A 14,475-nucleotide genomic window follows, 5' to 3' on the forward strand; every position below is an offset into this window, starting at 1 on the left:
ACAAAACCGTACACACCCGGCTCGCCGTTTCCCGCGCCAATGCGCCGCACTGGCGAGCTTTGCCGACAGTGAGAACTTATCCGAAGCGAGCGTATTCCAAATTTGTTTAAAAACCGCCCCGGCCCGACTGGACGCGTTGGCATACTGATCAATACTTGAACTGTCGGCGCGACATCTCCCCCAAGTGACGCGCTGATAAAGGTACCAACGGACCGCGTGCCTTTGTTTTACTCCTAATGGTCTTAACCCGGATTCACCCCCCAGAACCCGGGTTTTTTTTGCATGAAATTCAAGCATCCACCGAACGCACGTGAGCCAGCGGAAACAATTGCTTAAAGTTTTCCGTCGTCTGCTCGGCAAACCGTTCGTAGGACTCACCGCGCAACATCGCCAGAAATTCCGCCACTTCCCGTACGTATTGCGGAAGGTTCGGCTTGCCGCGATACGGAATCGGCGCCAGGTAAGGCGAGTCGGTTTCCACCAACAGCCGATCAGCCGGCACTTTGCTCGCAACGTCGCGCAAGGCATCGGCATTGCGGAACGTGACAATCCCGGACAAGGAAATGTAATAGCCCATGTCCAGGGCCGCCTTGGCCATGTCCCAGTCTTCGGTGAAGCAATGCAGCACACCGGCCTGAGGCAGCGCGGCGTCACGCAGCAGGGCCAGGGTGTCGGCCCGGGCGCCACGGGTGTGGATGATCACCGGCTTGCCGGTCTGCCGGGCGGCCTCCAGGTGCAGCCGGAACGAGGCTTGCTGCATGTCGGCGGCTTCTGGCTCGTAGTGATAGTCCAGGCCGGTTTCGCCAATGGCGACCACCCGCGGATGATCGAGCTCACGCAACAGCCAATCGAGCGCCGGCGCGGCGTCGGGCTGGACATCCAGTGGATGGATACCGACCGAACAGTCGACATCGGCATACCGCTCGGCCAAGGCCTTGACGTCGGCGGCGTTGTCGGCGCTGACACCGATGCACAGGAAGTGCCCCACACCCCGTTCACGGGCCGCGTCCAGCGCAGCATCCAGGGAACCGCCATGGGCAGCGAGGTCGAGACGGTCAAGGTGACAATGGGAGTCTACAAGCATAAAAGGCCAGGCTACATCGTATGGGTGGGACGGTCGGACTTCAGGGAGCCGGCCAAGTGGGTTTCGATCTGATTGCGGGCCGAATTGTCGCCGTCGTTGAACTGCACGCCTACGCCGGCGGCCCGATTGCCCTGGGCGCCCTTGGGGGTCAGCCAGATCACCTTGCCGGCGACCGGAATTTTCTCCGCCTCATCCATCAGGCTCAAGAGCATGAACACTTCATCGCCCAAGCGATAATGCTTGTTGGTCGGAATGAACAGGCCGCCGTTCTTGATGAAGGGCATGTAGGCGGCGTAAAGCACCGACTTGTCCTTGATGGTCAGGGACAGGATGCCGTTGCGTGGGCCGGGACTGACAGGTTCGTTCATGCTGATCTCCGCTGCGGTTGAGCTGAGTTTAGTAGCTGGGCCGTGTCTGTCAGTTTCGACCAGGCAAACTCGCCCACTGCACCAGCAGCGCCTCGAGCAACAGCACCCGATTGAGGTTCGCCTTGCTCAGCACCTTCTGCCGTTGGGCAAGAATCCAGTCCTGGATGTTCAAGATTCTATCCTGGCTGCTTTTTTGCGCCAGGTACTGGATCACCTTGCGCATGTCCGCCAGCCCCAGGCCCGCCTCGTCTTCGGTCAACTGGTAACGCAGGATCAGGCTCGACCAGTCGCAGAACCAGTCAAACAGCAGGAGTAGCGGGATGGCGTTCCAACCCTCGGCCAATTGCGTGGGGGATTGCTGCTGCTTGAGCAGTTTCTTCACCCCATCCACCACCAGGGCCCGCTGCTCACGCACGCCTTGGGTCTGAAGGCTGACAGCCGCCAGGGGCGAACCGGCCGCGAGGGTCAGCAGTTCGATACGTTCTTCATCGGTGTTCTCAGGCAAGGCCTTGGCCAGCCATTGCAAGCTCATCGCTTCGCTCGGCAACGGACAGGCCTGTTGCACGCAGCGACTCTTGATGGTCGGCAACAAGCGACTCGGCTGGTGGCTGACCAGCAGCAGCACGGTATCGCCGGAGGGTTCTTCGAGGCTCTTGAGCAAGGCGTTGGCAGCGTTGATGTTCATCGACTCGACCGGCTCGATCAGCACCACTTTGCGCCCGCCCATCTGCGAGGTCTGAACCACGAAGCTGACCAGGTCCCGGACCTGGTCGACCTTGATCGCCTTGTCCGCCTCTTCCGGTTCCAGCACGTAATTGTCAGGATGGCTGCCGGCCTTGAGCAGCAGGCAGGACTTGCATTCACCACAGGCGTTCGAAGCACCCGGACGCAGGCACAGCAGGCTGGCCATCAGGCGTTCGGCCAGTGCCCGCTTGCCGATGCCGACCGGGCCGTGCAGCAGATAGGCGTGGGCATGCTGGGCACGACCGGCCAGTTGCTGCCAGAGACCGTCTTGCCAGGGATAGGCTTCAGCCACGGACACGCTCCAGCAAACGTGGCAACAAGCCGTCCAGGGATTGCTGGACCTGGGTCAGCGGCTGCGCGGCATCGATCAGCAGGTAACGCGCCGGATCGGCCTTGGCGCGCCCCAGGAAGGCGTTGCGCACGGCATTGAAGAAATCCTGGCCCTCGAGCTCGAAACGATCCAGCCGGCCACGGGCGCTGGCGCGGGCCAGGCCAATTTCCACTGGCAAGTCGAACACCAGGGTAAGGTCCGGTCGCAGGTCACCCTGGACGAAGGTTTCCAGCGCGGCGATGCGCTCCACGGACAAGCCCCGGCCGCCGCCCTGGTAGGCGTAGGTCGAATCGGTAAAACGATCGCAGAGCACCACGGCGCCACGGGCCAGCGCCGGGCGAATCACCTCGGCCAGATGCTGCGCCCGGGCAGCGAACACCAGCAGCAGCTCAGTGTCGGGGTTCATGACCTCTTCAAGGGGGCCAGCAGTACCTCGCGAATGCGCTCGGCCAGCGGCGTGCCGCCCGGCTCACGGGTCAATACCACCTCGATGCCGGCGGCCCGCAGGCGTTCGGCCAGGTATTCGCGGTTGGTGCTCTTGCCGGCGCCTTCCGGGCCTTCCAGCGTTATAAACAAGCCAGTCACGGGGCGATCCTTAATCAAAGTCATTGCGGGCTCGGTGGCTCGCTGGCGTCCGGTTCGGGGGCCGGCACCTGGGGTACCGCTTCGGGTGCCGTGTCGGGGGATGCCGCCGGAATCGGCGCCTGCTCGCCCGGCGTTGCCGGGGCCGGGCTGGAGCGGTAGTCGGCACGGCGCTTGAGCTGGAACTCGCGCACGGCGTTGTTGTGCGACTCCAGGTCATCGGAAAACACGTGGCTGCCATCGCCCCGTGCGACAAAGTAAAGGCTGTTGCCCGGCGCCGGGTTCAACGCGGCATGAATCGCTTCGCGTCCCACCATCGCGATCGGCGTCGGCGGCAAGCCCGGGATCAGGTAGGTGTTATAAGGGTTTTCTTCTTTCAAATGGGCGCGGGTGAGTTTGCCGGTGTAACGCTCGCCCAGGCCGTAGATCACCGTGGGATCGGTCTGCAGCAGCATGCCCAGGCGCATGCGCCGTACGAAGACGCCGGCAATCTGCCCGCGCTCCTGGGGCACGCCGGTTTCCTTCTCCACCAGGGACGCCATGATCAGCGCCTGGTACGGCAAGGTGTAAGGCACATCGGCGGAACGCTGTGCCCACTCTTTGGCGAGCACGTCTTCCAAGCGGTCGTAGGCTTTCTTCAGCAGGTCGACATCCGAGGTACCGCGCACGAAGCGATAGGTGTCCGGGAAGAACCGCCCCTCGGGAAATACGCCCGAATGACCGAGACGGTCCATGACCTGGCTGTCGCTCAGGTCGGTGAGGGTCTGCTGGAGCTTTTCATCCTTGGCCAGCGCGGCGCGCACCTGGCGGAAATTCCAGCCTTCCACCAGCGTCACGCTGTATTGCACCACTTCGCCGCGCTTCCAGACGGCGATCAGGCCTTCCATGGTCATGCCTGGCACCATACGGTACTCGCCGGAGTGCAACGGCTGGTCGGCAAGATTGAAGCGCCAATAGATCCGCAGCCAGAAAGCGTCCCTGATCAAGCCATCGGCTTCGAGGCGTTTGAGGGTTCCGGTCGGGGTGGTCCCGTTGGGCACGTCCAGCAATTCTTCCTGGGTGATGTTCAGCGGCTGTTGCAGCGCCGAATGAATCTTCCAGGCCGAAGCACCCAACAACAGCCCTGCCAGGACCAGTCCGGTCTCCAGCAGCAGCAAGAATTTACGTCTCACGAATCAAACATCCAATAGCGCACGGGCAAGGGTCTGCAGTTTACGGGTGAGCGGGCCAACCGACCAGCGCGCCGAACCGCATCCGCGCACTGGCCACACGCCATAAACGCTATTACAGACGAAGACTTCATCGGCCTGGTGCAGTTGTTCGAGGCTGATGTCGCTGATTTGCGTGACGATGCCTTGGGACTTGGCTTGAAACAATAATTCGGCGCGCATCACGCCAGCCACACCGCAACGACTCAGGTCCGCCGTGAACAAGACGCCATCGCGCACCAGGAACAGGTTGCTGAACACACCTTCGATCACCCGTCCGGACGCGTCCAGCATCAAGCCTTCAGCGTACTGGGCATCGCGCCATTCGGCACGGGCCAGCACTTGTTCCAGGCGGTTGAGGTGCTTGAGCCCGGCGAGCAAGGGCTGCTCGGACAAACGCACGGTGCAGGGAAACAGAAGAATGCCTTGGTCGCCATGGACGGCGGGATAGGCGGCCGGCGGACTGCCTTGCAGGATGCGCCTGGCCGGCGTCGAGGGATCGGCGGCATAACCGCGCAGGCTGTCGCCACGGGTCACGATCAACTTCAGCACGCCGTCGCCCAGGCCGCGGGCGTAGGCGTCCAGCTCTGCGCTCAACGCGCTCATGTCGACGTTGAGCGCCAACCGCTGGCAACCTGCTTCCAGGCGCTGCAGATGACGCTCCAGCAACAGCAGGTTGCCACTGCGCACGGCGATGGTCTCGAACAACCCATCCCCGTAAGCCAGGCCGCGATCTTTCAGCGACAGGACGTCGGCTGGCTGACCGTCGACCCAGCTTTCCATCAACCGGCGAACCGGCGGAACACCAGCGAACCGTTGGTCCCGCCAAAGCCGAAGGAGTTGGACAGCACCACATCGATGTCCATGCTGCGGGCAGTGTGCGGCACGAAGTCCAGGTCGCAGCCGTCGTCCGGCTCATCGAGGTTGATGGTCGGCGGCGCCGTCTGGCTGTTGATCGCCAGTACGCTGAAGATCGCCTCTACCGCTCCAGCCGCACCCAGCAGGTGACCGGTCATGGACTTGGTCGAACTGACCGCCAGCTTGTAGGCGTGCTCGCCGAACACGGTCTTGATCGCCTGGGCTTCGGCCAGGTCGCCGGCCGGTGTGGAAGTACCGTGGGCGTTGATGTATTGCACCTGCTCGCCGTTGATTTTCGCGTCACGCAAGGCATTGGCGATGCAACGGGCCGCACCGGCGCCATCGGCCGGTGGCGAGGTCATGTGGTACGCGTCGCCACTGGTGCCGAAGCCGATCAGTTCGGCGTAGATGGTCGCGCCGCGCGCCTTGGCGTGTTCCAGCTCCTCGAGCACCAGCGCACCGGCACCGTCGGACAGTACGAAGCCATCGCGGCCCTTGTCCCATGGCCGGCTCGCGCGGGCGGGCTCGTCGTTGCGGGTCGACAGCGCACGGGACGCGCCGAAACCGCCCATGCCAAGACCGCAAGCGGCCATTTCAGCGCCACCGGCGATCATCACGTCCGCTTCGTCGTACATGATGTTGCGCGCGGCCATGCCGATACAGTGGGTACCGGTGGTGCACGCCGTGGCGATGGCGTAGTTGGGCCCCTGGGCACCCAGGTGGATGGACAGGAAACCGGAAATCATGTTGATGATCGAGCCCGGCACGAAGAACGGAGAAATCCGTCGCGGTCCCGAATCGTGCAGCGTGCGGCTGGTTTCTTCGATATTGGTCAAGCCGCCAATACCCGACCCCATGGCCACGCCGATGCGTTCACGGTTGGCGTCGGTGACTTCCAGGCCAGCGTTACGCACTGCCTGGAAACCGGCTGCCAGGCCGTACTGAATGAACAGGTCGAGCTTGCGGGCTTCCTTGACCGACAGGTATTCCTCGACATTGAAGCCCTTTACCGAGCCGCCAAAACGGGTGGAATAGGCAGAAAGGTCGGTGTGTTCGATCAGACCAATGCCACTGCGGCCAGCCAGAATGCCCTGCCAACTGCTCGGCACATCCGTGCCCAGTGGCGACAACATACCCATACCGGTGACTACGACGCGTCTACGCGACACAGCACTCTCCTTTTTCTAATGACGACTTTGCATCAGGCCTAAAGAAAAAACCGCACGCCGTGACGGCAGTGCGGTTTTTCCATGACAGCTAGCGACGACTGAATACGATTACGCCTGGTGGCTGGTAACGTAGTCGATAGCAGCTTGTACAGTAGTGATCTTCTCAGCTTCTTCGTCAGGAATCTCGGTCTCGAATTCCTCTTCCAGAGCCATCACCAGCTCAACGGTGTCAAGGGAGTCGGCACCCAGGTCTTCTACGAAGGAAGCGGTGTTCACAACTTCTTCTTCTTTAACGCCCAGTTGCTCGGCAACGATTTTCTTGACGCGCTCTTCGATGGTGCTCATACCTTGTTTTCACTCCTAATGGACAAATTCAGGCAGCTGGCCGGTGGGTAAGTGTATAGAAGAACTTTTCGGTTTTTCAACCGAAAGCTTCACTCCTCAAACCCTGCGGCCCGCCGTCTATAAATTGATTGCAGCTTTATAACGGATTTTAGACAGCTCGTATGACATTTTTTTGAAGCGATCCGTCACATTTAACTCATGTACATCCCGCCGTTCACCGGGATTGTAGCCCCGGTCACGTATGCCGCACCGTCCGACGCAAGAAAAGCGACCACGGACGCGATTTCTTGAGCTTGCCCCAGACGACCCAGCGGAATCTGTGTCAGCAACGCTTCACGCTGTGCTTCCGGCAGTTCACGGGTCATGTCGGTGTCGATGAAACCCGGTGCAACCGAGTTTACCGTAATCGAGCGCGAACCCACTTCACGCGCCAGCGCACGGCTGAAACCTTCCAGACCGGCTTTAGCCGCAGCATAGTTTACTTGGCCTGCGTTGCCCATGGCACCCACAACCGAGCCAATACTGATAATTCGACCCCAGCGAGCCTTGGTCATGCCACGCAGAACGCCCTTGGACAGCCGGTACAGACTGTTCAGGTTGGTGTCGACGACGTCGAACCATTCGTCATCTTTCATGCGCATCATCAGGTTATCGCGGGTGATACCGGCATTATTGACCAGGATCGCCGGCGCGCCGAACTGCTCCTGAATGCTTGCCAGCACCGCCGCAACGGATTCGTCGCTGGTGACGTTCAGCTCGAGGCCGGTGCCCTGGATGTCGTTTTCCTTCAGGGTCGCGGCGATACGCTCGGCGCCCGAAGCGGAAGTCGCGGTGCCGATGACGATGGCGCCTTGACGACCCAGCTCCAGGGCGATGGCCTGGCCGATGCCACGGCTTGCACCGGTCACCAGTGCAACTTTACCTTGCAGACTCATGCAAGTTTCTCCTGTTCAGGCCTGCGCTGCACGGGCGGCAGCGAAGGCATCTGGGGTATTGAGGTTGGAAGTCGATACGCCTTCGGCGCAGCGTTTGTTCAGGCCCGCCAGCACTTTGCCAGGACCGCACTCGACCAGTTCGGTCGCACCCTTGGCTGCCAGGGTCTGCACCGATTCGACCCAGCGAACCGGCTTGTAGAGTTGTTCCAGCAGATCGCGCTTCAAGGTCTCGAGATCAGGCGCCACGTTGGCGCTGACATTCTGCACCACGGGAATCTGCGGGGCCTGCCAGTCGATGGCAGCGATGGACTCGGCAAAGCGCTCGGCGGCCGGACGCATCAGCTCACAGTGCGACGGCACGCTGACCGGCAGTGGCATGGCGCGCTTGGCACCACGGGCCTTGCAGCCCTCGATGGCACGCTCGACAGCCGCCTTGGCACCGGCGATGACCACCTGGCCCGGGGAATTGAAGTTCACCGCGCTGACCACTTCGCCTTGCGCCGCCTCGGCACAGGCCGCCAGTACATCGGCGTCTTCCAGGCCGAGGATCGCGGCCATGCCGCCCTGCCCGGCCGGAACGGCTTCCTGCATCAACTGGCCACGACGCTCCACCAGTTTCACCGCGGCGCCCAGGCTCAGGCTGCCAGCGGCCACGAGGGCGCTGTATTCGCCCAGGCTGTGACCGGCGACGAATGCCGGACGCGCGCCACCTTCAGCCAGCCACAGGCGCCACAAGGCGATCGAGGCGGTGAGGATGGCCGGCTGGGTTTTATCGGTTTGATTGAGCCGCTCTTCCGGCCCTTGCTGGGTCAGTGCCCACAAGTCATAGCCGAGCGCATCGGAAGCTTCTTTGAATGTTTCGAGGATCAGCGGGTATTGCGCGCCCAGCTCGGCCAGCATGCCGAGGGACTGCGAGCCCTGCCCTGGAAAGACGAATGCGAGGGAAGCAGACATGAAAACAAAGCCCCTAATGATCTTGTCGTCAAAAATTGACGCCCCTGGGGGCGCTAGCAAACTGAAAGTTGGATGGCGGGTTGAACCGACCGGTCACATTTAAGCATTGTCGGACGAAAACGCCTAAGTTAACAAATCCTCGAGGCGACCGTGCAAGCGCTCCGGCAGGTTCTCCTGGATCTCGATCACCGCTCGGTTGATCGCACTCTGGAAACCCTGCACGCCCGCCGACCCGTGACTCTTGATCACGATACCTTGCAACCCGAGGAAACTCGCACCGTTGTGCCGCGCTGGCGCCAGGTCCGCCTGCAAGCGACGCATCAACGGCAGCGCCAGGGCGCCGACCACCCGCGAAGCGAGGCTTTGCCTGAACAAGGTCTCGATGCGCTGGCCGATCATGGTTGCCAGCCCCTCGCTGGACTTGAGCAGGATATTGCCCACGAAACCGTCACAGACCACCACATCGGCCTCGCCACGGTACAGACCATCGCCTTCGACGAAACCGATGTAGTTGATGCCCCGCGCCGCCTGCAACAACGTGGCCGCCAGCTTGACCTGCTGGTTGCCCTTGATGTCTTCGGTGCCGATGTTCAGCAACGCCACGCGAGGACGCACGATGCCCAGGGTTTCAGCCGCGACCGAGCCCATCACCGCAAACTGCAGCAGATGCTCGGCACTGCAATCGACGTTCGCCCCCAGGTCGAGCAACTGACAGAAGCCACGCTGGGTCGGGATCGCCGCCACCATCGCGGGCCGGTCGATACCCGGCAAGGTCTTGAGCACATAGCGTGACAGCGCCATCAGCGCACCGGTATTGCCCGCGCTGACACAAGCCTGGACCTTGCCATCACGCAGCAGCTCAAGGGCCACCCGCATCGAGGCGTCAGGCTTGCCGCGCAGGGCCTGGGCCGGCTTTTCGTCCATGGTGATGATTTCGGACGCCGGGACAATCGTCAGGCGCGCGCGATCCACAGCCGATTGGCCGCTGAGCATGTCTTCCAGGAGGGGGGATTGACCGACGAGGGTCAGGTGCAGCGAGGGTGTAGCATTCAGACAAGCAAGGCTGGCCTGAACAATGCTGCGGGGACCGAAGTCCCCGCCCATTGCGTCAATCGCGATGACTTGAGCGGACAAGTGATTACTCGTCGGCGCCCTTGTCGATCACTTTACGGCCACGGTATACGCCTTCTGGCGATACGTGGTGACGCAGGTGAACTTCACCGGTGGTCTTTTCTACGGACAGGGTGCTAGCCTCGAGAGCGTCGTGCGAACGGCGCATGTCACGGGCAGAGCGGGATTTTTTGTTCTGCTGAACAGCCATAATTGATTAACTCCTAAACGTTTGGGTCACGCTTTAACTGCGCCAATACACTGAACGGGTTGGACCGCGTTACCTCGTCCTCGCTCGGTTCGGGCTCATCTGCTCCCGCCGGCTGCTGGCATTCTTCCGGATGATGAGCAGGCACAATGGGCAAGGCGAGCAGAAGCTCCTCCTCGATCAGTGACTGCAGATCCAATGGATCTTCGCCCAGTTCCAGCACGTCATAACCTTTCGGCAACGACTGGGTATTCGCACCCTCCTTCACCACGGCGTAACTGCATTCGCTGTGGATCGGCAGGGTGACCAGCTCAAGACAACGCTGGCAAACCATTTTGACTTCAGTGTCGATAAAGCTGTGGATAACCACAGATTTACGTTCATCTCGTTCAAAAACGAATTTGGCCTGGACCGTACCGACATCGTCGGAAAGCGGGTCGCAGAGTCTCTTCAAATCGGCCAGCAGCAGTTCACCTTGAAGGGTGGTGCCACGGTCAGCCAATTTGCGCGGGTCAACGTGAGGTGGAATCGGGTCATTCAACATAGGCGCAGCATTATAGGGATGCCCCCGGCCATGTCAAAGGAAATTCAGCCCTGTCCGTCACTTGCGTGCCTCGCTAGAATTCGTACCCGACTCCTGGAGATGCCCATGCTGCCTTTATTACTTGCCTCAAGCTCGGTCTATCGCCGGGAATTGCTCGCCCGCCTGGGGCTGCCGTTCGTCTGCCACTCACCCGATATCGACGAAAGCCATCGGCCCGGCGAACCCGCCCTCGAACTGGTCAAACGCCTGGCCCGGGAAAAAGCCCTGGCATTGGCCCAAAGCTATCCAGGGCACCTGATCATCGGCTCAGACCAGGTCGCCGTGCTCGGCGAGCGCATCCTGGGCAAGCCTCACACCTTCGAGAACGCGCGTGAACAGCTGTTGGCTGCCAGCGGCGCCAAGGTCACGTTCCTGACCGGCCTGGCGCTGCTCAACAGCCAGACAGGCGCCTGCCAGGTCGATTGCGTTGCATTTACAGTCAATATGCGCACCCTGGATCCAGAGCGCGTCGAACGCTACCTGCGCGCCGAGCAACCCTACGATTGCGCCGGCAGCTTCAAGGCCGAGGGGCTGGGCGTAAGTCTGTTCCAGAGCACCGAAGGACCGGACGCCACCAGCCTGATCGGGCTGCCGCTGATTCGCCTTGTGGACATGTTGCTGGCCGAGGGTGTGCAAATCCCCTGAAGCCTGGGCCTGCATCCCTGTGTGACGAGGGCGCTCGCTCCCGCTCGGTTGCGAAGCGACCGCAACAAAAGGGACTGCTGCGCAGCCCAGCGGGAGCAAGCTCCCTCGCCACAAGGATCGGTACGATCTTTCAGAGCAGCGCTGGCAATCAGCGCAACGCCGGCCCCTGGAACCCCATCCACATCGCCAGACGCTCGGCGATGCTGGCGCCCAGTTTTTTCGAGAAACGGTCGAGCGGCGACTCTTCAATGGTGAAATCCACCAACTCTTTCTCGCCAATCACGTCCCGAGCCACCGAACTGGCGCTGCCCAAGCCATCGATCAAGCCCAGCGGCAACGCCTGCTCACCCGACCAGACCAGCCCGGAGAAGAGCTCCGGGTGTTCCTTGTCTTTCAGGCGCTCGCCCCGCCCCTTCTTGACGCTGGCGATGAACTGTTTATGGGTAGTGTCGAGCACGCCCTGCCAGAACGCCGTTTCCTCAGGCTTTTGCGGCTGGAACGGATCGAGGAAGGATTTGTGCTCGCCCGCAGTATAGACCCGGCGCTCCACCCCAAGCTTGTCCAGCGTCTGGACGAAGCCATAACCCGCCGCCGTCACGCCAATGGAGCCCACCAGGCTGGCCTTGTCGGCATAGATCTGGTCCGCCGCACTGGCGATGTAATAGGCACCCGAGGCACCAAGGTCGGAAATCACCGCGTAGACCTTGATATCCGGATGCGCCGCGCGCAAGCGGACGATTTCGTCATAGACGTAGCCGGCCTGCACCGGGCTACCACCCGGACTGTTGATGCGCAGCACCACGCCCTTGACCTTCGAATCTTCGAACGCGGCCCGTAGGCTGCCGACAATATTGTCCGCACTGGCCGCCTCTTTGTCGGCAATCATGCCTTCGATGTCGATGACCGCCGTATAGGCCGAACCACCTCCCGGACTCTTCTTGCCATCAACCGCCTGGAAGATCATCGCCAAGCCGAAAAACAGATAGATGAAGACCAGGCATTTGAAGAAGATCCCCCAGCGCCGCGCACGACGCTGCTCCTCCACCCCGGCCAACAGGGTCTTTTCCAGCAGCTTCCAGCTTTTTTCGTCACCGTTGTCAGCGCTCGCCTTGGCCGGTGCCTTCCATTCATCGGTCATACATGCATCCTCAACAGACTTTAATCGGCGCGCTGGCTCAGCCAGGCGTGCAATTCAGGAAAATGGTCAATCGCCAGTCGCGGCTCGAACGCCTTGAGTGCCTCGATGGACTGCGCACCATAGCTGACAGCCACCGAACCCATGCCGGCATTGCGCGCCATCTGCAGGTCGAACGAAGAGTCCCCCACCATCAACGCCTGCGCAGGCAGCACCCCACAATGAGCCAGTATCTGCTCGAGCATCAGCGGATGCGGCTTGCTGGCCGTCTCATCGGCGGCACGGGTGATATCGAAATAATCGTCCCAACCATGGGCCTTCAATACCCGATCCAACCCACGACGAGCCTTGCCGGTCGCGACCGCCAAGCGATAACCCTCGCCCTTCAAGGTTTCAAGGGTATGAACCACGCCCTCGAACAACGGCGAAGGCTCGGCCTCCAGCGCAATGTAGTGATCGGCATAGTGCTGGCGAAAAACCACCAGTTCATCGTCGTCGATCTCCGGGTACAAACTGCGAATCGCTTCCGGCAACCCCAAGCCGATGATGCCCTTCACCGCAAAATCGTCGCACCGGGCAAAACCCGAGCGATCCGATGCGACATGCATCGACTCCACGATCCGACCGATGGAATTGGCAAGAGTGCCGTCCCAATCGAATATCAGCAATTTGTAATCAGGATGCACTCAGCCGCTCCACGGTCTTGGCCCACATGTCATCCACCGGGGCCTGCAATTTCAGCTCGCCACCATCGGGCAACGGCACGGTGAGCATATAGGCATGGAGAAACAGGCGCTTGCCGCCCAGGTCGCGGATTTCCTTGGTGAAGTCGTCATCGCCGTATTTGCTGTCACCGGCGATGCAGTGGCCGGCGTGCAGGGTATGGACGCGGATCTGGTGCGTGCGCCCGGTCACCGGCTTGGCCTCGACCAAGGTGGCGAAGTCGTCGAAACGGCGCAAGACCTTGAACACCGTCAGCGCCTCCTTGCCCTCCTCGTTGACCTCGACCATGCGCTCGCCGGAACGCAGGTTGCTCTTGAGCAGCGGCGCACGAACTTGCTTGATGGAGGTTTCCCAGCGGCCACGCACCAGCGCCATGTAGCGCTTGTCGACGCCGTCGCCACGCAACTGCTCGTGCAGATGGCGCAACATGCTGCGTTTCTTGGCAATCATCAGCAGGCCGGAGGTGTCGCGGTCGAGGCGATGGACCAGTTCCAGCTCCTTGGCGTCCGGACGCAACTGACGAAAGGCTTCGATCACCCCGAAATTCAGGCCGCTGCCGCCGTGAACCGCAATGCCCGCGGGCTTGTTGATCACGATCAGGGCCTTGTCTTCGTAGACGATCGAGGCTTCAAGGCGTTGCAGCAATCCCTGGGCCAAGGGCACCGGCTCATCGCGCTCGGGCACGCGAACCGGCGGCACGCGCACGATGTCACCGGCCTGGAGCTTGTATTCGGGCTTGATCCGACCTTTGTTCACCCGCACTTCGCCTTTGCGCAAAATGCGGTAGATCAAGGTCTTGGGCACGCCTTTGAGCCGGGCCAGCAGGAAATTATCGATTCGTTGGCCGGCATATTCCGGCGAGACCTCGAGCAGTTGAACGCCAGGGGTCGAAGGGGCGGTAGTTGTCATGGCGGCGATCATAACAATTTTTTATGGAATTGAAGCACTTAATCATTGCTGCTATAGTCGCGAACGCCACCAAAAGTGGCTGGACAGTGGACCAGCGGTCAAAAACCGGCCCTGACCAACGCAATTCACGAGGACGAGAGGCCGTCCTACGGGGCTTTCGCTACGTAACGGTAGAGTTTTCAGGTGTAACGAGCGCAGGTGACATGAGGCCTGAAATACGCCGCAAAGCAGAGTTTTGACTCGCCTTGCGCGCCACATTCACGGCCAGTTCACAAAGTGCAGTCAGCTGCGAACGACCCCGAGCGAGAGCTTCGGAAACAACGCCTAAATTAGCCATGATGCGTGACCTCCCCTTCCGGAGCTCACGGTAAATGCCAACCCGCTGCGGATTCTGCGCGCGGCAGCACCCGAATTATCAGGGATACGTGTAGGGTGGAGACGTACAACCGTCGGACTGTGTAGCACTAGGCTTATATTCAGACGCTTCATCTCGTCCACAGACGCCGGTTGATTCCTCCTCCTGACTGAGTGCTTGAGTACCAGCAAGCAGGACGCGTCCGTCGCGACTTCGCCATCATTGGGCC

Annotated in this window: 16 protein-coding genes and 1 pseudogene; 1 reads left to right on the forward strand and 16 read right to left on the reverse strand. The window is 61.2% G+C overall.

The genetic code is table 11. The features are described 5' to 3' along the window. Positions 1-289 precede the first annotated feature (289 nt). From ACZ5M5_RS21905 to ACZ5M5_RS21965, 13 genes and pseudogenes are all read right to left on the reverse strand, one after another. Positions 290-1,084, reverse strand: coding sequence for a TatD family hydrolase (locus tag ACZ5M5_RS21905; protein WP_464737991.1), 795 nt, complete (start codon positions 1,082-1,084; stop codon positions 290-292). An 11-nt stretch (positions 1,085-1,095) separates the two neighbouring features. Next, the gene (locus tag ACZ5M5_RS21910; RefSeq protein ID WP_060741236.1) at positions 1,096-1,452 is read right to left on the reverse strand and encodes a PilZ domain-containing protein; all 357 of its coding nucleotides are present in this window, start codon (positions 1,450-1,452) and stop codon (positions 1,096-1,098) included. Positions 1,453-1,501: 49 nt separating this feature from the next. Further along, positions 1,502-2,488 (reverse strand): DNA polymerase III subunit delta', encoded by a 987-nt coding sequence (locus ACZ5M5_RS21915; RefSeq protein ID WP_060741235.1) that lies wholly within the window; start codon positions 2,486-2,488, stop codon positions 1,502-1,504. Then, positions 2,481-3,112: pseudogene (tmk, locus tag ACZ5M5_RS21920) on the reverse strand (dTMP kinase). Before tmk ends, ACZ5M5_RS21915 begins: the two are co-directional and overlap by 8 nt. 20 nt (positions 3,113-3,132) lie before the next feature. Continuing rightward, the gene (gene mltG / locus ACZ5M5_RS21925) at positions 3,133-4,281 is read right to left on the reverse strand and encodes an endolytic transglycosylase MltG (protein WP_207282675.1); all 1,149 of its coding nucleotides are present in this window, start codon (positions 4,279-4,281) and stop codon (positions 3,133-3,135) included. Between the two features lie 3 nt (positions 4,282-4,284). After that, on the reverse strand, positions 4,285-5,100 hold the full coding sequence (pabC, locus tag ACZ5M5_RS21930) for an aminodeoxychorismate lyase (protein ID WP_464737992.1): 816 nt from the start codon (positions 5,098-5,100) through the stop codon (positions 4,285-4,287). Then, positions 5,100-6,344, reverse strand: a complete 1,245-nt coding sequence (gene fabF, locus ACZ5M5_RS21935; RefSeq protein WP_060741232.1) for a beta-ketoacyl-ACP synthase II — start codon at positions 6,342-6,344, stop codon at positions 5,100-5,102. The genes pabC and fabF overlap by 1 nt, the downstream gene beginning before the upstream one ends. A 108-nt stretch (positions 6,345-6,452) precedes the next feature. Continuing rightward, positions 6,453-6,689 (reverse strand): acyl carrier protein, encoded by a 237-nt coding sequence (gene acpP / locus ACZ5M5_RS21940; RefSeq protein ID WP_003175607.1) that lies wholly within the window; start codon positions 6,687-6,689, stop codon positions 6,453-6,455. Between the two features lie 191 nt (positions 6,690-6,880). After that, a complete protein-coding gene (fabG, locus tag ACZ5M5_RS21945; protein ID WP_060741231.1) occupies positions 6,881-7,624 on the reverse strand; it encodes a 3-oxoacyl-ACP reductase FabG in 744 nt (247 codons plus the stop codon). 15 nt (positions 7,625-7,639) lie between these two features. Then, positions 7,640-8,578 (reverse strand): ACP S-malonyltransferase, encoded by a 939-nt coding sequence (fabD, locus tag ACZ5M5_RS21950; RefSeq protein ID WP_060741230.1) that lies wholly within the window; start codon positions 8,576-8,578, stop codon positions 7,640-7,642. 123 nt (positions 8,579-8,701) lie between these two features. Then, positions 8,702-9,712 carry a phosphate acyltransferase PlsX gene (gene plsX / locus ACZ5M5_RS21955; RefSeq protein WP_072406324.1) on the reverse strand — a complete coding sequence of 337 codons (1,011 nt, stop codon included), beginning with the start codon at positions 9,710-9,712 and terminating at the stop codon, positions 8,702-8,704. A 4-nt stretch (positions 9,713-9,716) separates the two neighbouring features. Beyond that, positions 9,717-9,899 carry a 50S ribosomal protein L32 gene (gene rpmF / locus ACZ5M5_RS21960; protein WP_003179396.1) on the reverse strand — a complete coding sequence of 61 codons (183 nt, stop codon included), beginning with the start codon at positions 9,897-9,899 and terminating at the stop codon, positions 9,717-9,719. Positions 9,900-9,912: 13 nt separating this feature from the next. Further along, on the reverse strand, positions 9,913-10,440 hold the full coding sequence (locus ACZ5M5_RS21965; protein WP_003204262.1) for a YceD family protein: 528 nt from the start codon (positions 10,438-10,440) through the stop codon (positions 9,913-9,915). 105 nt (positions 10,441-10,545) lie between these two features. On the opposite strand from ACZ5M5_RS21965, the gene ACZ5M5_RS21970 reads away from it, so the two are divergent. Beyond that, positions 10,546-11,124: a Maf family protein gene (locus tag ACZ5M5_RS21970; protein WP_464737993.1), complete on the forward strand. Its 579-nt coding sequence runs from the start codon at positions 10,546-10,548 to the stop codon at positions 11,122-11,124. Positions 11,125-11,272: 148 nt separating this feature from the next. Here ACZ5M5_RS21970 and ACZ5M5_RS21975 read toward each other — a convergent pair whose 3' ends face one another. The 3 genes from ACZ5M5_RS21975 to rluC are packed head-to-tail and all read right to left on the reverse strand — an operon-like array spanning position 11,273 to position 13,891. After that, positions 11,273-12,262, reverse strand: a complete 990-nt coding sequence (locus tag ACZ5M5_RS21975; RefSeq protein ID WP_464737994.1) for a S49 family peptidase — start codon at positions 12,260-12,262, stop codon at positions 11,273-11,275. Positions 12,263-12,282: 20 nt separating this feature from the next. Next, on the reverse strand, positions 12,283-12,945 hold the full coding sequence (locus ACZ5M5_RS21980) for an HAD-IA family hydrolase (RefSeq protein ID WP_192261662.1): 663 nt from the start codon (positions 12,943-12,945) through the stop codon (positions 12,283-12,285). Then, positions 12,935-13,891: a 23S rRNA pseudouridine(955/2504/2580) synthase RluC gene (rluC, locus tag ACZ5M5_RS21985; protein ID WP_060743156.1), complete on the reverse strand. Its 957-nt coding sequence runs from the start codon at positions 13,889-13,891 to the stop codon at positions 12,935-12,937. The genes ACZ5M5_RS21980 and rluC overlap by 11 nt, the downstream gene beginning before the upstream one ends. Between the last annotated feature and the right edge of the window lie 584 nt (positions 13,892-14,475).

Source organism: Pseudomonas sp. Van50 (assembly GCF_055390755.1).